Annotated in this window: 19 protein-coding genes; 5 read left to right on the top strand and 14 right to left on the bottom strand. The window is 61.9% G+C overall.

All coding sequences use genetic code 11. The features are described from left to right. Window positions 1-2 precede the first annotated feature (2 nt). Complete coding sequence (locus tag NIT7645_RS17460; RefSeq protein WP_037302691.1) at window positions 3-710, top strand: DUF4444 domain-containing protein; 708 nt, start codon at window positions 3-5, stop codon at window positions 708-710. Further along, complete coding sequence (locus NIT7645_RS17455; protein WP_037303089.1) at window positions 710-1,186, top strand: DUF6505 family protein; 477 nt, start codon at window positions 710-712, stop codon at window positions 1,184-1,186. The genes NIT7645_RS17460 and NIT7645_RS17455 overlap by 1 nt, the downstream gene beginning before the upstream one ends. A 114-nt stretch (window positions 1,187-1,300) precedes the next feature. On the opposite strand, the gene NIT7645_RS17450 is transcribed toward NIT7645_RS17455, so the two are convergent. From NIT7645_RS17450 to NIT7645_RS17440, 3 genes are read right to left on the bottom strand one after another with little or no spacing between them, the layout of a single operon-like run. Continuing rightward, window positions 1,301-2,104 (bottom strand): ABC transporter substrate-binding protein, encoded by an 804-nt coding sequence (locus NIT7645_RS17450; RefSeq protein ID WP_008561295.1) that lies wholly within the window; start codon window positions 2,102-2,104, stop codon window positions 1,301-1,303. Next, window positions 2,101-2,817 carry an ATP-binding cassette domain-containing protein gene (locus tag NIT7645_RS17445; RefSeq protein ID WP_008562639.1) on the bottom strand — a complete coding sequence of 239 codons (717 nt, stop codon included), beginning with the start codon at window positions 2,815-2,817 and terminating at the stop codon, window positions 2,101-2,103. The genes NIT7645_RS17450 and NIT7645_RS17445 overlap by 4 nt, the downstream gene beginning before the upstream one ends. Beyond that, window positions 2,814-3,518, bottom strand: a complete 705-nt coding sequence (locus NIT7645_RS17440) for an ABC transporter permease (RefSeq protein WP_008559368.1) — start codon at window positions 3,516-3,518, stop codon at window positions 2,814-2,816. Before NIT7645_RS17440 ends, NIT7645_RS17445 begins: the two co-directional genes overlap by 4 nt. Window positions 3,519-3,865: 347 nt before the next feature. Here NIT7645_RS17440 and nadA point away from each other — a divergent pair, with 347 nt between their 5' ends. The 3 genes from nadA to nadC are packed head-to-tail and all read left to right on the top strand — an operon-like array spanning window position 3,866 to window position 7,449. Next, window positions 3,866-4,918, top strand: a complete 1,053-nt coding sequence (gene nadA, locus NIT7645_RS17435) for a quinolinate synthase NadA (protein WP_008560047.1) — start codon at window positions 3,866-3,868, stop codon at window positions 4,916-4,918. 3 nt (window positions 4,919-4,921) lie between these two features. Beyond that, window positions 4,922-6,598: an L-aspartate oxidase gene (locus NIT7645_RS17430; protein WP_008561113.1), complete on the top strand. Its 1,677-nt coding sequence runs from the start codon at window positions 4,922-4,924 to the stop codon at window positions 6,596-6,598. After that, entirely contained in the window at window positions 6,595-7,449 is an 855-nt protein-coding gene (gene nadC, locus NIT7645_RS17425) for a carboxylating nicotinate-nucleotide diphosphorylase (RefSeq protein WP_008559622.1), read from the top strand. The genes NIT7645_RS17430 and nadC overlap by 4 nt, the downstream gene beginning before the upstream one ends. Window positions 7,450-7,522: 73 nt before the next feature. Here nadC and NIT7645_RS17420 read toward each other — a convergent pair whose 3' ends face one another. From NIT7645_RS17420 to NIT7645_RS17370, 11 genes are all read right to left on the bottom strand, one after another. Next, window positions 7,523-8,992, bottom strand: a complete 1,470-nt coding sequence (locus NIT7645_RS17420) for a hypothetical protein (protein WP_008561185.1) — start codon at window positions 8,990-8,992, stop codon at window positions 7,523-7,525. Continuing rightward, entirely contained in the window at window positions 8,989-9,771 is a 783-nt protein-coding gene (locus NIT7645_RS17415) for a class I SAM-dependent methyltransferase (protein ID WP_008561983.1), read from the bottom strand. Before NIT7645_RS17415 ends, NIT7645_RS17420 begins: the two co-directional genes overlap by 4 nt. Before the next feature lie 17 nt (window positions 9,772-9,788). Continuing rightward, a complete protein-coding gene (locus NIT7645_RS17410) occupies window positions 9,789-10,190 on the bottom strand; it encodes a GtrA family protein (RefSeq protein WP_008562232.1) in 402 nt (133 codons plus the stop codon). Further along, entirely contained in the window at window positions 10,187-11,209 is a 1,023-nt protein-coding gene (locus tag NIT7645_RS17405; protein ID WP_037302690.1) for a glycosyltransferase family 2 protein, read from the bottom strand. The genes NIT7645_RS17410 and NIT7645_RS17405 overlap by 4 nt, the downstream gene beginning before the upstream one ends. A gap of 212 nt (window positions 11,210-11,421) precedes the next feature. Further along, window positions 11,422-13,410: a CocE/NonD family hydrolase gene (locus tag NIT7645_RS17400; protein ID WP_050687656.1), complete on the bottom strand. Its 1,989-nt coding sequence runs from the start codon at window positions 13,408-13,410 to the stop codon at window positions 11,422-11,424. 159 nt (window positions 13,411-13,569) lie between these two features. Next, window positions 13,570-14,682 (bottom strand): CaiB/BaiF CoA transferase family protein, encoded by a 1,113-nt coding sequence (locus NIT7645_RS17395; RefSeq protein WP_008560678.1) that lies wholly within the window; start codon window positions 14,680-14,682, stop codon window positions 13,570-13,572. Between the two features lie 138 nt (window positions 14,683-14,820). Beyond that, the gene (locus tag NIT7645_RS17390) at window positions 14,821-16,365 is read right to left on the bottom strand and encodes a polyamine aminopropyltransferase (protein ID WP_008561325.1); all 1,545 of its coding nucleotides are present in this window, start codon (window positions 16,363-16,365) and stop codon (window positions 14,821-14,823) included. After that, window positions 16,362-16,586, bottom strand: coding sequence for a DUF350 domain-containing protein (locus NIT7645_RS17385; protein ID WP_008562343.1), 225 nt, complete (start codon window positions 16,584-16,586; stop codon window positions 16,362-16,364). Before NIT7645_RS17385 ends, NIT7645_RS17390 begins: the two co-directional genes overlap by 4 nt. 16 nt (window positions 16,587-16,602) lie before the next feature. Next, window positions 16,603-16,761, bottom strand: a complete 159-nt coding sequence (locus NIT7645_RS19565) for a hypothetical protein (RefSeq protein WP_008561785.1) — start codon at window positions 16,759-16,761, stop codon at window positions 16,603-16,605. A 70-nt stretch (window positions 16,762-16,831) separates the two neighbouring features. Continuing rightward, on the bottom strand, window positions 16,832-18,184 hold the full coding sequence (locus NIT7645_RS17375) for a DUF4178 domain-containing protein (protein ID WP_008562013.1): 1,353 nt from the start codon (window positions 18,182-18,184) through the stop codon (window positions 16,832-16,834). Then, entirely contained in the window at window positions 18,181-18,792 is a 612-nt protein-coding gene (locus NIT7645_RS17370) for a DUF4178 domain-containing protein (protein ID WP_008560354.1), read from the bottom strand. The genes NIT7645_RS17375 and NIT7645_RS17370 overlap by 4 nt, the downstream gene beginning before the upstream one ends. Window positions 18,793-19,034: the final 242 nt, after the last annotated feature.

Raw genomic sequence — 19,034 nt, 5'->3', positions numbered from 1 at the left:
CCATGAGCGAACTCAGCTTTCCGCCTCTGATGGAGGGGCTTGCGCTCAGCGGGGCAGAGGATCCCTTTGCGCTTGCCTGCCAAAAGGCAGTGCTGGGCTGCGATGCGGGTCTGGTGGTCTACAACCTGTCCCACGACCGGTTGCAGGCTGCCCTCGTTTTCGCGCCCGAGGTCGCGCTGCAACAGGCTATGACAATGCTGCCCGTCTGTGGCATTGCGCTGCAGAACGCCCTGGGTGCGCTGGCCCCACCAGAGGTCGCGGTGCATCTTCAATGGGATGGCGGCTTGCGGATCAATGGCGGCCGGTGTGGCCGCCTGCGCGCTGCCTCCAGCACGGCAGAGCCATCAGAGGTGCCTGATTGGCTGGTCATCGGTCTGGACCTGCCGCTTTGGCCGCCGGGCGAGGGTGAAACCGGCGATCACCCGGAGGACACGGCCCTATATGCCGAGGGCTGCGCCGATGTGGACGCAGGCCAGCTTCTGGAAAGCTGGGCGCGTCACGCGCTGCACTGGATCAACCGCTGGGAGGACGAAGGCACCGAACCCGTCCATGCCACCTGGCGGGGTCTGGCGCAGGACATGGGCGAGGCCATAAGCCACAAGGGCCAGACCGGCACATTTCTTGGGGTGGATGAAGATTTCGGCCTGCTCCTGCGCGATGAGACAACCACCCATCTGATCCCTCTCACCACCCTACTGGAGACCCCATGATGCAGCTTGCCCGTGCCATTCATTTCGACGAGAGCGATCAGAACGTCTTTGCCAGCCCTGCCCGCACCGGCGAGTGGTGCATTTCCGGCGGGTTTGAGTTTTCAAACTGGGGCGAGGCCGATCTGATCGGCAAACAGCGTCAGGCCTTTGCGAACGGCTGGATGGGGCTGGAAACGGGTGGGCGGGCGACCTTTGTCGCAGTGACCAAGATTGAAGAGGCCGAGATGGCGACCCTCCGCGATCTGCTGGCCCAGCATTTTGTCACCTACTACGGCGCCCCAGGGATAGAGGCCGCGCGCCCCGTCGCCCAGGAAGAGCTCGCGCACATGGCTGACCTCTGCGCCGATCATGCCCCCAACACGCTGCTGACTGTGATGCGCGAACTGACAGAGGCCGGAGTAAAGGAGAGCTTTCGCGCCATCGAAGCGCAGGACGCTGGGCTGGAACAATTCGCCATCCACGTGACCGACGACTGAGATTGACAGCCTGACCAAACAACTGGCCCGAAAAATCGACTGGCCCGATAACAGAAAACGCCGCGCAGACCCGCGCGGCGTTTTGCATTTCGTCATTCCCAAAAGGCGACAGCGTTACGGTTTGGCGTTGAACACGAACAGGGCTTCGCCGTTGATCTGGTAGCTGTTGATCAGATCCTTTGCCTTGTCCGACACCAGCCAGTTCTCCAGCTCGGCCACCAGTTCCGTTTTGACATGAGGGTGCTTTTCCGGATTGACCGGCAGATAGGCGTATTGGTTGAACAACACCGGATCGCCGGAATACAGCAGCGCCAGATCTCCCTTGTTGGCAAAGTTGAGCCAGCTGGCACGGTCGGACATGATATAGCCGTTCATCCCTGCCGCAGTGTTGAGCGCAGCGCCCATGCCTGCCCCCACAGCATTGTACCAATCGCCAAACCCTTCCGGGTACAGATCGGCGGATTTCCACAGGCTCAGCTCTTTCTTGTGGGTGCCGCTGTCATCACCACGGCTGACAAAGGCCGCTTGCGAGGCCGCAACCTTCTGCAAGGCATCCGCAGCAGAGCCAGCCTCTGCCACCCCAGCCGGGTCTGCCTTGGGTCCGACAAAGACGAAATCATTGTACATGATCTCACGGCGATGGGTGCCATTGCCGCCTGCCAGAAACGCCTCTTCGGCTTTCTTGGAGTGGACCAGGATCGCATCCACATCGCCCGCCTCGCCCAGACGGATCGCCTGACCCGTCCCGACAACCAGCAACTGCACCTCAAGGCCCAGATCGGCCTTGATCTCCGGCAACAGCACCTCTGCGAGGCCCGAGTTGTGGAAAGACGTGGTCACCGCCATCTTCATCTCGTCGGCAAAAGCCGCCGTGCCCATAGCAACAGCCGCTAGCGCGCCCAACAACATGTGTTTCATTCGACAATATCTCCGTTCAAAAATGCACGTGCCTGATCTGTCTGCGGCCCTGCAAAAAACGCCTCAGCCGGGGAAAACTCCGCGACCTTGCCGTGCAGCACAAACAGAACCTCATCGGCCAGGCGTTGCGCCTGCCCCATATTGTGGGTCGACATGATCAACCGCGTCCCCGACGCCGCGACCTCTGTCAGAATCTCCTCGATCTCGCGCGTGGCCCGCCCATCAAGGGAAGCACAGGGTTCATCCAGAAAAAGCAGCCGTGGTTTGCGGATCAGCGCGCGCGCCAGCGCCAGTTTCTGCCGCTCGCCGCCCGACAGCAGGACCGCGGGTCGTTGCAGCGCATCGCCGCCCAGCCCGATCCGCTCGGCCCAGATCGTCGCCTCCGCCAATGCCTCTTGGCGTGCAACCTTGTTGAGCCGCAGGGGATAGGCGATGTTTTCCACCACGGAACGGCGCATCATCACAGGGGTTTGAAACACAAACGCCTGTTGGCGTTGCGCCTGTTCCGTCGGGCAAGCCCAGCTTATCTGCCCACCGCCGAGACGCAAAATCCCGTGCAACATCTTCAGCAACGATGTCTTACCCGCGCCATTGGGACCAATCACGATCGACGTGCCCTGCCCACCCAGCTGCAGATCAACAGGGCCCACAAGAACCTTGCCGCGCCTGCGCACCGACGCATTGCGCACCGAGACCGGAAACAGATCGCTCACCACCGGCCCTCACTCTCGGTTTTGCCCAGCCAGTGGATGGACAAGTTCACCGCCACAGCCAGCGCAATCAGCACAAACCCCAGCCCCAGCGCCATGGCAAAATCCCCCTTGCCGGTCTCAAGCGCGATCGCCGTTGTCAGAACCCGTGTGGCATGGTCGATGTTGCCCCCCACGATCATGATCGCGCCAACCTCGCCGATGGCGCGGCCAAACCCGGCCAGCGCCGCGGTCAAAAGCGCGCGGCGCCCATCCCAGAGCAGGGTGCAGATCCGCTGAAACTGGGTCGCATTCAGGGAAATCAGCAAATCGTGATAGTCGCTCCACAAATCGCGCAGCGACTGATGCGCGATGGACGCGACCAGCGGCACGATGATGATGACCTGCGCGATGATCATGGCCGTTGGTGTAAACAACAGCCCCAGCACCCCGAACGGGCCAGCCCGCGACAGCATCACATAGACAACCAACCCCACCACAACCGGCGGCAACCCCATCAGCGCATTCAAAACCGCAATCGTTGCCCGACGCATGCGGAACCGGCGCACCGCCAAAAGGGCGGCCAGCGGCAGCGCAATCAGGCAGGCCACCGCCAGGGCGCTGAGCGTCACCCGAAGCGAGCGCAGCGTGATCTCAACCAGATCCGCATCCAGCGTCACCAGCAGCCAGGCCGCCTGCATCAATCCGTCCCAAAGATCCGACATGTAAGCGGGCCAACTCTCCCTTGGGACCGGACGCACCGCTTCCCTGACTGCGTGTTTCGTTTCTCAAAATCACAATAATGCAGCCCCCAGAAGCCGAAAATGGCCCTGCGCCGGAAAAAGGACAATTTGACCGCGGCGCGTTAGCGCCACCAGCAAATCTGCGGACAAAAGGGGACAGGGCACGCCACAGGCCTTCTGTTGCCGATAGCCTCCAATTGGAGCCGATTTACCCGAGGACGCGCCGCGAAAAGCGGGATTAAGTCACTGCATTTGCTTGCGTGCGAAATATGAACATGAAAGAACACCACCCCAAAGTGCCATCTCTGGCGCAGCTTTGAGGAAATGCCATGTTCGATCTGCAAACCATGCGCGATCAGCTCGCCAACCACTACGACCTTGCCCCCAATCCGGCGCTGGCAGAAGAGATGTCCGACATCTACAGCCGCATGGACCGCGTGGTCAGCCCCGCGGACTGGGTGATGTTTGCCCCCTATGTGGCCGCCATCCTCGAGCTGAAGAAAAAGCGCAACGCGGTGATCCTTGCCCACAACTACATGACGCCGGAAATCTATCACGGTGTTGCGGATGTGGTTGGCGACAGTCTCCAGCTGGCGATCGAGGCCGCAAAGGTCGAGGCTGACGTGATCGTCCAATGCGGCGTGCACTTCATGGCCGAAACCTCCAAGATCCTCAGCCCAGACAAAATCGTCCTGATCCCCGACATGGACGCAGGCTGTTCGCTGGCCGAATCCATTACCGCCGAAGGCATCGCAGAGATGCGGGCAAAATATCCCGGTGCGCCAGTGGTGACCTATGTGAACACCACCGCAGAGGTCAAAGCGGCCTCTGACATCTGCTGCACCTCTTCGAACGCGGCCCAGATCGTCGCGGCGCTTGACAGCGACACCATCATCATGACCCCGGATCAGTACCTGGCGCAGAACATCGCCCAGCAGGTGCCGCAAAAGAACATCGTCTGGTGGGAGGGCTCCTGCATCGTACACGAGCAATACACCGCCAAGGATCTGCGCGACTTCCGCGAGTGGAACCCCGGCACACGCCTCATTGCGCATCCCGAATGCCCGCCGGATGTGGTGAACGAGGCGGATTTCTCTGGCTCGACCAGCGGAATCATCAAATATGTCACCGACGAGAAACCGGAAAAAGCCCTGCTGATCACCGAATGTTCGATGGCCTCCAACATCGCTGACGCTCTGCCCGAGGTCGATTTTGTCGGTCCCTGCAACATGTGCCCCTACATGAAGATGATCACGCTGGAGAAAATCCTCTGGTCGCTGCACACCATGTCCGAAGCGGTAGAGGTTGACCCGGAGGTCGCCGAAGGGGCCCGCGTGGCGGTGCAGAAGATGATCGACCTCAGCCAGAAACTGGGGATCTGATCCTTGGACCGCCCCGGCGCACAGGGCACGACTGGCACCCCCGTGACGGAGGCCCCGGCCTCTGAACATGTTGATGTGCAGGCCCTGACCGAAGGCACCGCAACCTGCGATACCAGCCGCATCATCATTGTCGGGGCCGGCATGGCTGCGCTTTATGCGGCTCTTGAACTGGCGCCGCGCCCCGTGCTGATGATCTCTCCGGAAACGCTCGGCGATGGGGCGAGTTCGGCTTGGGCGCAGGGCGGTGTTGCCGCCGCGATGGACCAGGCGGACAGCCCTGCAGCCCATGCCAGCGACACCGTGCGCGCAGGGGCTGGCACCGTCGATGCGGCCGTTGCTGCCATGGTCACGCAGGTTGCACGCGACCATATCCTCGACCTCACCGATCTTGGCACCCCATTCGATCGCACCCCGGACGGCGGATTTGTCATGAGCCGCGAAGCCGCCCATTCGATGGCGCGGGTTGTTCGGGTCAAGGGCGATCAGGCCGGCAAGCAAATCATGGAAACACTGATCGCTGCCGTCCGCGCCACACCGTCGGTACAGGTGCAGGAAGGCACGCAGGCGGTTCGTCTGGAATGCGTCGGCGATAGCGTGACCGGTGTCTGGGTCAGCGACGCCACCGGCACCTCTGCGCCGCTTCTGATCCGCGCCCCTGCGATCCTGCTGGCTGGCGGCGGATCTGGTGGGCTGTTTGCCCATACCACCAATCCCCCCCGCATCCGCGGCCAGGTCATCGGCTTTGCCGCCCGTGCAGGTGCGCAGATCGCAGATCCTGAGTTTGTGCAGTTCCATCCAACGGCCTTTGACATTGGCGAAGACCCCGCCCCCCTCGCAACCGAGGCCCTGCGCGGCGATGGTGCGACGCTCATCAACGCCGAAGGCGACCGTTTCATGCTGGCCGCCCACCCCGACGCAGAGCTCGCCCCCCGCGACATCGTTGCCCGGGCGATCTTTGCCGAAACACAGGCCGGACGTCGGCCCATGCTCGACACGCGCGCAGCCTTGGGCGCTGAGGTTCTGAGCCGCTTTCCCACCGTTGCCGAGACCTGCGCCCGCGCAGGCATTGATCCCGTGACAGAGCCGATCCCCGTCGCAGTGGCAGCCCACTATCACATGGGCGGCATCGACACCGACCTGCAAGGCCGCGCCAGTCTGGAGCGTCTCTGGGTCTGCGGCGAAGCCTCCTCGACCGGGCTACACGGCGCCAATCGGCTTGCGTCCAACGGGCTGCTGGAGGCGCTGGTCTATGCCCGCACGGCGGCCCAGGATATCGCCGCCACCCTTGGCCCGGCACCCGAGGATAGCGATCAGGCGCCACCCGAACTGCATCTGACCTTTGCGCCCGCCACGACACCTGCCGCCCCCGCCAGTGCAATTGCAGAGCTGCGCGAGACGATGACCGCTCATGTGGGTGTGCGCCGCGACGAGGCCGGGCTGAAAACCGCGCTCGCCACAATCGAGACCCTGCTGGCGCACTACGGTGACGACGAGAGTTTTGCCAATATGTGCGCCACCGCCACCCTGATTGCTGCCGCCGCCCTCGCCCGCCGCGAGAGCCGGGGTGGCCATTTTCGCGATGACTTTCCCGCCGCGGACCCGGATCTCGCCCACCGCACCCGAATTACCCTCACCGAGGCCCGCGCCATCCGCGCCGCCGCCGCACAGGATCTGACATGACCCCGTCCTTTGCCACCCTTCCCGATCTGATTGTCGAACCGCTGGTCCGCGCAGCCTTGCTCGAAGACCTCGGCCAGAGCGGAGATGTCACCACCCGCGCAGTGATCCCTGCCGCCACCACCTATGAAGCCCGCCTGAACGCCCGCGACGCAGGCGTCGTCTCGGGGATGCAGATCGCCCGGATCGCCTTTCATCTGGTGGATCCTGCTCTGCGGATCGAAACGCTGGTCCCGGATGGCAGCCCCTGCACGCCGGGACAGACATTGATGACCATTTCAGGATCTGCCGCATCAATCCTGTCCGGTGAACGTGTGGCTCTGAACTTTGCTGGGCGTCTGTCCGGCATCGCCAGCCTCACCAACAGCTTTGTCGCCGAAACCAAAGGCACCCAGACCCGCATCACCTGCACCCGCAAGACCACGCCGGGGCTGCGCATGGTCGAAAAACAGGCCGTCTTGCATGGCGGCGGCTACAACCACCGTTACGGGCTGTCGGACGCCATCCTGATCAAGGACAACCACATTGCCGCCGCCGGCGGTGTCGCCGCGGTTCTCAAGGCCGCCAAGGCCAACGTCAGCCACATGATGAAGATCGAAATCGAGGTCGACACCCTTGCTCAGCTCGAAGAGGTTCTGGCAACGGGTGGCGCGGATGTGGTTCTGCTGGACAATATGGACACATCAACCCTCGCCAAGGCGGTCTCCATGGCAAAAGGCCAGCTGGTGACCGAAGCCTCCGGCAACATGCGCAAGGAACGCATTGCCGAAGTCTCAGCCACGGGAGTGGACTATATCTCTTCGGGCGCGCTGACCCATTCGGCCCAGACCCTGGACCTCGGCCTCGACTTCTGAGCCGCGCCTTCAGAACCTGACATGAAAACGGGGGCCAGTCGGCCCCCGTTTCTGTTTTCCCCGATCAGGCAGGTCAGCCGCCATGCGGCATGTTTTCGGCCGGCTCACGAATGGGGGTCGCAGACAGCATCACCACGCTTGCCCCCTCCATGTTGCGGACCTCATAGTCCGCCCCCTCGGCGCCGGCCTGCACCTCTTCGGGCAGATGCGCGCAGGCCGCAGGCTCAATCGCGCACATCACCACATCCCGCCCGGTCAGCTGCGTCAGGCGAAAGGCCACCGCCAGATCATGCTGCAGACCCGACGCCTCACCCGAGGGCAATGACAGATAGGTGCCTGTAACATAAATCGGCCCCGGAGCCGGGCTGATCTGCGCCGCCATTGCGCGGCTGTCGCCCTGCCAGGCCGTCACGTCGCGATGCTGCAACAGGCTGAAAGCCACATAGATCAGCGCGAAAAACGCCAGAAGATTGCGCCCAAGCCTGTCCCAGCCGCCCCCACGCAGCGCCATCTGTTGGGAAAACAGCCCCAACAGCACCGCATAGTAGAGCCACACAAACCCCGACACCCGCGGCGGCAGGATAATGCCGGTCTTGATCGTCTGCACAAAAATCAACCCCATCCCCAGGGCAATGCCTGCCAGCGGATAGATCGCCCGCCAGGGATCCGCCTTGCCAACCAGCCAAATGGCCCAGGTAAACACCCCCAGCTGGAACACCGTCAACGGCAGGAAATGAAAGGAGACAAGCGAGGCAGAAGACGACAGGAATGTCCCAATGATGCCCAGGTTCTCAAGGGCCGATGCCAGATCATGGGCCGGGTTGGGGTTCCGCCACTCTGCCATCGGCACGCCAAAGATGCCGTGGAACAGATAGTTCAGTGTATAAATCGACCCCATCGCCAGCGCGAAGGACAGGATGAACACCCCAAGCGTCAGCGCGAGATCCTTGGCCGAACGCCGCACATCCGCCCGCGTCAGACAGAACGCCAACAGAAAAAACGGAAACGTCGTATAGGCCATCAGCGCCAGCGGCACAAAAGGCACCAGCAACCAGCGGCATGTTCTGGCCGACAGGACCGTGCTGGCCAAGGCAAAGGTGGCGACAATTGCCATGCCGGGAATGAGCGTGTTGAACCACCAAGAGATCAACAGCGACGGCGCCGACAGGCCCGCGATCAGGGCAACAGCGCCCTTGCGCCACAACTCTTCCCGCGCGCCCAAGGCGTTATGGGCCAAACAACCCAGCACAATCGCCCAAAGCCCGTTGTAGATCAGGTAATTGGCCCAGCTCGGCAAAAGCACATCACGCATGTGCCACAGGTAATTCACCCAGCGCCCTTCGGTCAGGGTCTTGATATAGTAGATCTCTGCATCACCAAACAGCGCCGGATAGTCGTCGTGACGGATCAGCGGATCGGGCAGCTGAAATGCTGCCGCAACCAGCAACCCCACATAGGCCACCAGAATAGTCGCCCACAGGTGCCGGGACGTTCCCGAAACCGCGCGACCACCCAGCCCGGATGCGTCAGCAATATAGGTCATGACTTCACGCGATGAACGCCGGGGGCCGTGCCAGCTGCACGGGCCTGCCGGGCAATGACCGCCGCACGCGCCTGGGCAATCTTGGTCACCATCGGGCGTGGCATCAGCGACACAACCCCGCGACGCAAGCGCCAGCCAAAGCTGCCTGCCAGCGGCACTTTTTGCCCTGTCGGCACTTCTGTCTCAAGCACCGCCTGCGGCAGGCCTTTGCGCCCCGCTTCGTTGACGTACAAAACCGTGTTGTAGCGATACCAGGGTTCCACGCCATCGGCCGATTTCAATGCCGGGCGCACACAGTCAAACGCAGTATAGCCGCGCGCTTCAAACAACTCTTGCCAGAACGAAAGGGGCTGCTCGTTGATGTGGAACTCGCCGCCCTGCCCCGGAACCGCGGCGGAAAACAGCACGCGGTCGGCGTGGCGGGTCAGACCATCAACCAGCTTCGCCGACGCGGCGTTTGGCAGATGCTCCCCCACTTCCAGACTTTGGGCCAGGTCAAATCGGCGGCCAAGATCGAAATCCTGTGTCAGATCTGCGGCATGAAACTGCGCCGCAGGAATGGCAAGGCGGCTGCGATCGACATAATCGCCATCCACACCCGCAACATCCTCAACACCAGCCTTGGCCCACTCGCTCAGCCAGACCCCACGTCCACTGCCCAGATCAAGAACGCTTTGCGCTGCCAGCCAAGGCTGCACAGCCGCAATCAGCGCCTGCGCCGAGCTGCGCGCTCCGGTATCGATGTAGTCGTAGAACTCGTTCGAATAAACATGCGACATGACTGTCTGCTCCTGTTTTACGCGCCGACGCCGGCGTAAACCCAAAGTCGGAAGAAGAGGTAATTCTGAACCGGCAACAAGACCGCTGCGATCCCGGCTGCCAACCACGAAGGCCAGTCCAGCGCCGGCCCGACAAGACCGGTCAGAATGGCCGAGGTCACAAAGCCAAGGCCGATGGTGATGCAAAAGCGCAGGGCCTGACCGGGTTCCGCCAACTGCTGGCGAAAGGTCCAGGCGGTCTGGCCGACATACTGGACCAGCACCGCAATCCCGAAGGCGAGCGCATTGGCAGCCCAGATCGCCAGCCCCAGCGACAGAAACCCGACATAAAGCATCACATACAGCGCCGCGACCGTAACACCGACGATGGCAAAGCGGATCAGATGCGCCGGGTCTTTATCCAGCAAGGCGCGGATCATGAGGCTTCCTTTTGCTCCGCCGCAGTGCGAGCCGCGCTTTGTGTGGCGCTGCGACCGCTGTCGCGCGCCTCAGGGCCGAAATCCACCGGATGCGCCATTGGCTGGCCGGTTTCCTGCGACTGGAAATACAGCGGGCGTTGTTTGCTCTCCATGTAGAGACGGCCCACATACTCCCCCAGAATACCGAGAGTGAGCAGCTGGATCGCCGAGAAGAAGGAAATCGCCAACAGAACCGAAGCCCAACCTGCAACCGTGTTGAACAGGATCAGCGAGCCGAACACATAGATCGCCATGAAAACCGTCACCAACAGGCTGACAAAGGACAGCCGCGTGGCAATTTTCAGCGGTTTGGTGGAAAAGCCGGTCAGGGCATCTGTTGCAAAGCGCAGCATGGCCTTCAGCGGATATTTCGTCTCTCCCGCGACGCGGGCCTCTCGGACGTATTCCAGACCGATCTGATGGAACCCCGCCCAGGCAAACATGCCCCGAATAAACCGCGCCCGCTCTGGCATCTGCAAAACGGCATCCAGCGATCTGCGGCTCACGAGGCGGAAATCGCCCGTATCCTTGGGAATATCAACGTCAGACAGCGCATTGAGCGTCCGGTAGAACAGGAAAGCGGTCGCTTTCTTGAACCGGGTTTCGCCCTGGCGTTCGGCACGGCGGCCATAAACCACGTCATAGCCGCGATCCATCATCATCATCATGTCAGGCAGAATTTCCGGCGGATCCTGCAGGTCGGCGTCCAGCATGAAGATACGCGCGCCTGTTGCGGCCTCCAGCCCCGCGGTCAGAGCAATCTGATGGCCACGGTTGGCTGACAGGCGAATGCCACGCACCACCGGATGACGCTTGTGCGCGGCTTCCATCGCGGCCCAGGTCTCGTCGCTGGAGCCATCATCCACCAGAATGATCTCAGCCCGCTCTTTCCAGGGTTCGATGGCCTGCACCAAACGGTCCACCAAAAGAGGGATGGACTCTTCTTCGTTATAGCAGGGTACAACAACGGATAGATGCACCTTCTCACCCCAGTTCTGTTTATCGTCTGCTCCTGACCGGAAGGACCATCCATCCGGCCGCCTGACGCGGTTAAGGCAAAATCAGGGGGGTATTTTGCCCTGAAATGGTTAACGCGTTGTTCCGTTTTTGGAGACATAACGTGGCCAGAACATGGCGAACTGGCGGTCAATCGGGGGAAAAACAGCGATTTTTAACTGGTTTTGATGCGAAATCACAAACAATCGCGCGGCAAGCTCTCGCGCCATTCCTTAACGCAGACCTCGTCTTCTGCCGGTCCTTCGGTTGCCACAACCTTGCGCCAAAGGTGGAAATTCTCGCGACCCCCCTGCATCAGGTTGTCGGTATCGACCTGCACCTGCCAATCACCCCGCGCAAAGGTAAACCGCCACTGGCTGGAGAATGTCGCACTCGCCGGATCATCCGGATGGATCGCATAACGCATGGCCACGTGGCTGCCGACCTCCATACCATGCACCGGATCAATGGCCGCGCCATAGTCGTCGAAGGTCTCTAAAACCAGCGTTCCGTCGGCCTCTTCATAGGTGTTGGATGTGCCAGAGGGCGCCCGCGTCACCTCTGCCTGATACGTCGGATACTCCCGCACAGCGCCTGGCGCCTGCGCCGCGACCTCTTCTGCGACCGACCGTTCCGGCAGGATCAGTGCACAGCCCTCCAGATGCAGCGTCAGCGCCACAGGCTCGGGCGAGGGCCAGACGATCGGCCAGTAGGACGTCGACAGCGCCAGCCGCAGCTTGTGGCCTGCCCGCAGGTGATGGGCACATTCGTTGAGCGCAAACTCAACCTCATAGCGTTTGCCGGGCACCAGCGGCGCGGCGGTTTCATGGCTGTCATCATGGCACAGGTTGCGCCCCCGGTAGGTGATGCGCTGCGACACGCCATCCGGCGCCACATCACAAAGCCGCGCCATCACCTGCGCCACGGGCTTGTCGACAGAAAACGCCAGCCGCACCCGCGCCCGCCCCAGCAGCTCCAGCGGGGCATCCAGTGGCTGCGTCTCAAAACAGGTGGACAGCGCATCATCCCCCGCCTGATCGCCCGGCAGTTCATTGTCGATCCGCATGCCCGCGCAGAAATAGCCGCTCGCAGCACCAAGGCTTGCCGGATTTGACACCACCGCCTCGCCTGCATCCGGGGTGGCCTGCAACAGGCCCTGTTGCCCCAGATGATGCACCACCTCGCGCACATTCGCAGACGGCCAGGCTGTTTCGGCAATCCAGCGGCCCTGCCGGGGTTTGTTTTCCTTTGTCGGGTTGAAATGCTCCTGCATGTAGGTGCGATAGTCGGGCAAGGTCTCTGCCCCGCTGTCTTCGCCCTTCAGCCAGCGATCAAACCAGCGCAGCACCTCTGCGTGGAAATCATGGGCCTCCAGCTTGGAGATATGGGCATAGCGGTGTTCCCAAGGACCGATAAGCGCCTTGGCCGGGGCCTGCATCTGCGCGGCAAGGGCGGGTGGCGCGTTCACATAGGCATCGGCCCAGCCAGTGATCGCAAGCACCGGTGCCTTGATCGCAGACCAGTCCTCGCAGACCGATCCATGTTTCCAGAAATCATCCCGCCGACTGTGACGCAGCCAGTCTGCCGCCATGAAAGGCAGCGTTTCGATCCGCTCCACCCAGGCCGCACGCCAGTCGGGGCGCAGATCAGGATCCAGCGGGCGGGTTTGGTAGGCATGCATCTGCGACGCCCAATTGGCATTGTCGCTCAGCAGGCAGCCGCCCATGAAATGGATATCATCGGCATAGCGATCCACGGTTGAGGCCACGCTGACCACCGCCTTCAGCGCTTCGGGCTGGCGTGCGGCCAGTTGCAGACCGTTAAAGCCGCCCCAGGAAATCCCGATCATGCCGATATTGCCGTCGCAACAGGGCTGCGCCGCAAGCCAGGCCAGCACCGCCTCGCCGTCGCTCAGCTCCTGTTCGGAATACTCATCGTCAAACAGCCCCTCGCTGTCGCCCGTACCCGCGATATCCACCCGCAGACAGACATAACCTTCGGCTGCAAAAACCGGATGTGTGGTGGCGTCACGCGGCGCGGTGCCATCGCGTTTGCGGTAGGGCAGATATTCAAGGATCGCGGGAAACGGCCCCTCTCCAGCCGGAAGCCACATCCGCGCGGCAAGGCGACGACCATCCGGCAGCGGGATCCAGATATGTTCATTTACTGTCGTCGTTGCGGCCATCTGGTTTCCCTTCTCAAGTGTCTGCGTTTTGATGCACCCGCCCCCCGGCAATAAACCGAGGCAGGCCGAGCCATCGCTGCCAGCCAAGATGATCCGTTTGCGACCGTCTCGCCCAGCCGCGACATCAGCCAGCCGGTGCTGGCAATACCCCCCGCAGGCCTAGTTTTTGCTGCCCGGCAAGATCGGCGCGGATTTCTCCAGCGCCAGCTCCGCATCGGAAAACACCCAAGGGCCCCGCACACCCGGCACCCCTTCGGGCGCGATCTGCATCTGGCGGTGTTGGATCTGCGGGTCGTCAAACGCCTGCCCGATGGTGTTGATCGGTCCCGCAGGCACGGTCGCGGCCTCCAGCGCCGCCAATAGATCCGCCTGCCCCCATTGCGCCAGCGCCGCCGCCAGCATCGGGGTCAGATCCCCCCGGTTGGCCACCCGCAGCTGGTTCGAGGCAAAACGCGGATCAGCCGCAAGCCCGGCCATATTCAAAACCTCGCACAGACGCGCAAACTGACCGTCATTTCCAACAGCAAGGATCACGTGGCCGTCCCGCACCGCCATCACCTGATACGGGGCAATATTGGGATGCTCGTTGCCCATCCGTGTCGGGCTTGTGCCGGTGGCGAGATAGTTCATGTTCTGATTGGCCAGCACAGCCGTGGCACAGTCCAACAGCGACATGTCGATATGCTGTCCGCGCCCGGTGGTATGGCGCTGCTCCACTGCCGCCAGAATGCCGATGGTGCCATAGAGCCCGGTGACGATATCCGTGATCGCCACACCGACCTTCTGTGGCTCACCATCTGGCGCACCGGTGATCGACATCAGCCCCGACATGCCCTGCAACAGAAAATCATAGCCCGCCCGCGCAGCATAAGGGCCATCCTGCCCAAAGCCTGTGACCGAACAATAGATCAGGCGCGGATTGATCTCTTTCAGGCTGTCATAGTCAAGCCCGTATTTCGCCAGCCCGCCCACCTTGAAATTCTCGATCAGGATATCGGCGCCCCGGATCAAATCCAGCACCGTCTGCTTGCCCTCTTCGGTGCGGAAATCAGCAGTCACACAGGTCTTGCCACGGTTCGCAGCATAGTAGTAGGCAGCGGTCTTGTCGCCATCACGCTCAATGAACGGAGGGCCCCAGCGGCGCGTGTCGTCGCCCTCCGGGCTTTCGACCTTGATGACCTCCGCCCCCAAATCAGCCAGCGACTGCCCGATCCACGGCCCCGCAAGAATCCGCGCGAGTTCGACAACTTTCAGTCCTGCAAGCGGTGTCATGGATCCCTCCCCAGCTCCACGGGCCCAGCGCCCCCTCGTAGTCTGTCAGAGACTTAGCCCATGGCCCACGGCGGCGGCAATGAATTTGATCAAAAATACCGGCGATGCGCGCAGGCGTCGCAGCCGGTCAACGCCGACCTATTCGAACCACGCGGCCCAGCCGTCCAGATAATAGCCAACCAGTGCATGAGACTGGATAGAGTTCACCTCTGCAGGCACCTTTGCCATATCCGCGCTGAAAACCTGAGCGGCCTGCCAGATCTCGTCGCTCAGATAGCGCAGGTTGTCAGGCAACATCAGGTCGCGGTCGCGCAGCGGCGACTGGCTGGCCATCACAAAGCCCCAGGCACCAAAGCTTGGCACATAGGTGTGATAGGGCCGCACAAAGAGCCCCTCGCCCGGCTGTTGGGGGTTGCGCGCAGCCGCCAGCGTGTTGGCAACCGACCAATAGGCCTCGCGCGCAAACAGGGGCGAGCCGGCCTGCGTGACAACAATGCCCTGCCCACTCAGCCGTTCGGCCAGCGCGCCATAGAACTGGCGGGAATAGAGTTTGGACAGCGCCAGGTTCTTCGGGTCCGGCAGATCCACCAGAACCACGTCAAACAAGGCATTGCTCTGCTCGACAAAGCTCCAGGCATCCGCAGTCACCACCTCGACCCTGGCATCCTGCAGCGCATGATCGTTCAGCGGGGCAAGTTGTGGATGATCGCGAAACAGCTCGGTTACTCGCGGATCAAGATCGACCAGCGTCACCGCATCGACATCGGGCCAGCGCAGCACCTCGCGCACCGCCATCCCGTCGCCACCTCCAAGGATCAGCACAGACCGCCGCCGCGGCGCCAACGCCAGCGCAGGGTGCACCAGCATCTCGTGATAGCGATACTCGTCAAGCGTATCGAACTGAATGGAATGATCCAGAAACAGCCGCACCCGATCACGGTAGCGGGTGACTGTGATCTGCTGATACGGCGTGGCCTCACTCAGGATGATATCATCCTCATAAAGGCTCGCCTCGGCCACCGAAACCAGCCGTTCTGCCTGCACCAAACCCGCGATGGTCAGCACAAAGGTCAGCGCCCAGACGCCAACTTGCTGGCGCGTTGCATCCCTGCGAAACAGCCACAATGACACCCCCGCAACGGCAAGGTTCAGCGCCCCGAACGCAAGGCTCGCCGACATCAGCCCCAGATGCGGGACAATCAACAGCGGAAAGGCAAGCGAAGCCGCCAACGCGCCGATGTAGTCAACGCTCAGGACGTTCTCGAACCGGAACTGCGGCGCGCCCACCTCTTTCAGCACCCGCGCAATCAGCGGGATCTCCATCCCCGACAGGACACCGGTCGCGATCAGCAGCCCAAACAGCGGCAGCGACACGCTGCCTGCCCAGGCGTAGCTGTAAAACACCACCGGCGCCATGAAGCCGCCCACCAGCCCCAGAAGGATCTGCGCCCAGATGAAGCCCCCCATCGCCTGCCCGACAAAGCGCGAAGCCCAGGCACCAACCCCCATCGCGGACAGGAACACCCCGATCACCATGGAAAACTGGCGCACGGAATCTCCGAGAAGATAGCTCGACAGGGTGGCCGCAATCAGTTCGTAGATCAGGCCCGAAACCGCCACCAGAAAGGTGGCAGCCAAAAGCCAAAGCGCCTGCATCCGGGCCTGATCTGCGACGTGGCTCATGACAGGATGACGGCCGCGATGATGATGGAAATCGCCACAAACAAAAATCCGATGACAATGGCCAGCGCCACATTCTGATCCTGTTCGATCTCCTTCAGGATGGGAAAGGGCGTCATCCAGTCCAGCACTTTCCACACGATCCACATGAGAGAGACACCAACAAAGGTGTAGACGACGGTGCTGATGATCTCAGCCAGCTGCACAGCTGCAAAATAGTCCATTGGATCCTCTTTCGCGTTACTTCACGCTTCTGTTTAGGGCATTGCCTGCGCTTGCCGCCCGGATAGAGGCGGTCAGGTCAGAGCTCGCACCACCGTAACCGGTGCGCGCGACATAGGTGGCGCTGCCAATGGCAATCGCCGCCAGCAGGCACATGAAAATTCGAAATGCGGTCATCTGCGTCCCTCACAGGCAGCGCCATGCCGAGACGGCAGATCCTGCTGGTCTTTCAGCCATATGGTTCGGGTCAATCCTCGTCCTCCCAATCGCTGCCGGCCATCCGCATCTTGCGGTTCAGCAGATGCCGCCCGCCCGGAAAAGCCGCCAGCAGGGCAAAGCCAAGAGCAAGCATGTAAAGCGCAAAGCCGGACGCCAGACCGCTATGCGCGCGAATGCGAATTTCCGACTGCTGCTGGGGCGCGGGCCCGCCTTTGGGGTTTGTCCAGATACCACTCTCATCCGGGTAGAGCCCCAGCGTATAGCTGCCCGCAACGGGCGCATGGAATTTCAGCTGCGCGGCGTTGTCGCCTTCGCTCCAGTTTTCCCCGCCTTCGCGGCCATAGTAATATTCCACACCCCGCGCAGCTGAAAACAGAAGCTGATCCTCCGGGTCGGTCAGCTCCAGCTCATAGGTGGCCCAGCTGTTACTTCCGTTGCCCCGCAAATCAACACTGACCAGATCTCCGGCGTTCTCCACCTCGAAGGTGAATTCTCGCGGCAGGTCCGCAGCGCGCACAGTTTGCCCGGGCAGCACCAGATCCCCCGAAACAGCCGAAAGGGACATACCGATGCCTGCACTCAGCACCACCCCCGCAAGGCCCAGCCAGATCAGAAATTTGCCGTTGGGAGTGCGCGGCATGGGCGACAAAGGATGCATCCGGTAGGATCGCGGCATAGAACAGCCAAAGCTCTCGGCAAAGGCGTATTTGTCCAACGCGACAGAGTGGTACACCTCCCGCTCCATCCCGCTTTTGGAAAACGTCAGCATAGACGGCACGCAATCCGCAGGCCCGGCGTTTTTCGCCTCAGCCCGGCTGCGCCCGTCCATGGCCAGATGCAGCACGCTGACAGAGGATGTCACCTTGTCACTGCGCGGCACCCAGGTGAATTCCCCTTCGGCATAGATCACCCGGCTGTTGGAGGTCTCGTAATACACATAGCGGCGCCCACGCTCCCAGACGCTGAGGCGCGAATTTGCCGTCTCTGCGCTATGCGCCGACAGCCAGCAGTCGCTGCGATGGCGGCGGGTAAAGATCACTTCGCCCTGCTCGAACGTCAGCCAGGCATAGCCATGTGTGGGCGAAAAGATCTGGTAGTCGATCCACTGCCATGTCCGCCCGCCCCAGCGCTCCTCCAGCTGCAACAGACCGATCACGGTATAGCGCACGCCAAAAATTTCGCCGCTCTGACCGATCTCCAGCATCGTGTCCGGACGGGGCGTTTCGTTGAACTTGCGCAGGGCGCGATAGCCCTCGACCGCATCCAGCGCGGTGCCACAATAGGGGCAGACATGGACAATCACCCGCCCACCGCCAAGCACGTCGAGCCCCGCCCCACATGCGGTGCAGTTCACCGCCAAAAGATCTGCAGCGCGGCTCATGTCTGACGCCCCGCGATTTCAAACGGATCCAGCCAACGCCCCTGAAACCACGTCTCGCCGTCCTCGTCCTGCTCCAAGGACAACAGCAGGCCATCGGGGCCCTGCAAATTGACATAGCGCTGGCGATCCCCCACCGCGATACGCTCGTCGAAACTGCCGCGCACGGCAATGCACTCGGCTTCCGACGTTTCCGTAGCAGTGTAGTTGCGCCCCTTATGGGCAAACTCCGCACCCAATCGCGGCCAGCCGGCGATCACCGGCGCCAGATCGCGCGGAATGCGGCTTTGCAGGATCACGTCCCCCTCATCGACCGACAGCCAATATCGCGCTTCATCCGGGGCAACCGCCCAGAATTCATCCCAAGTGCCCCGTCCATAGGAAAACCGCGCATGTCCCAGAATATGCAGCGCAACGCCCTCCACCACGACCTGATCGTCCAGATGAAACAGCAACGGCGCGTCATGCATCACCCCACTGTCGCCCGCCGCCAGCGCCTGACCTGCGGACAGAAAAACACTCGTCCCGCAGGAGGAGCAGCTCATCTGGCGAATACTCTTGAGGGCAACAGGCAGCCCCGCGCCGCAATTGGGACAGTTGAACTCGGTCATGGGGCCAAGTTCCCCATCCCTGCCACGATGGCAAGCGGGAAAAACCTTACCAAACTCCCGCTCCGCGATACACGGCGTAACACCACCGCAAGCGCAACACCCGATCAAAGGCATGGACACAGATAACTTGCCTACTAACTTTGTCGTAGTTGGAGAACTGCTATATTAGGGCGTTACAAACGATCATGTTAGCGCTAACTAGTGCGCAGGAGCGGACCGGGTGATTCGCGCCCTCCGCCGCA

The organism is Phaeobacter italicus, from assembly GCF_001258055.1.
GTDB classification, from domain to species: domain Bacteria; phylum Pseudomonadota; class Alphaproteobacteria; order Rhodobacterales; family Rhodobacteraceae; genus Phaeobacter; species Phaeobacter italicus.
This window is presented reverse-complemented; position numbering and strand designations above follow the sequence as displayed.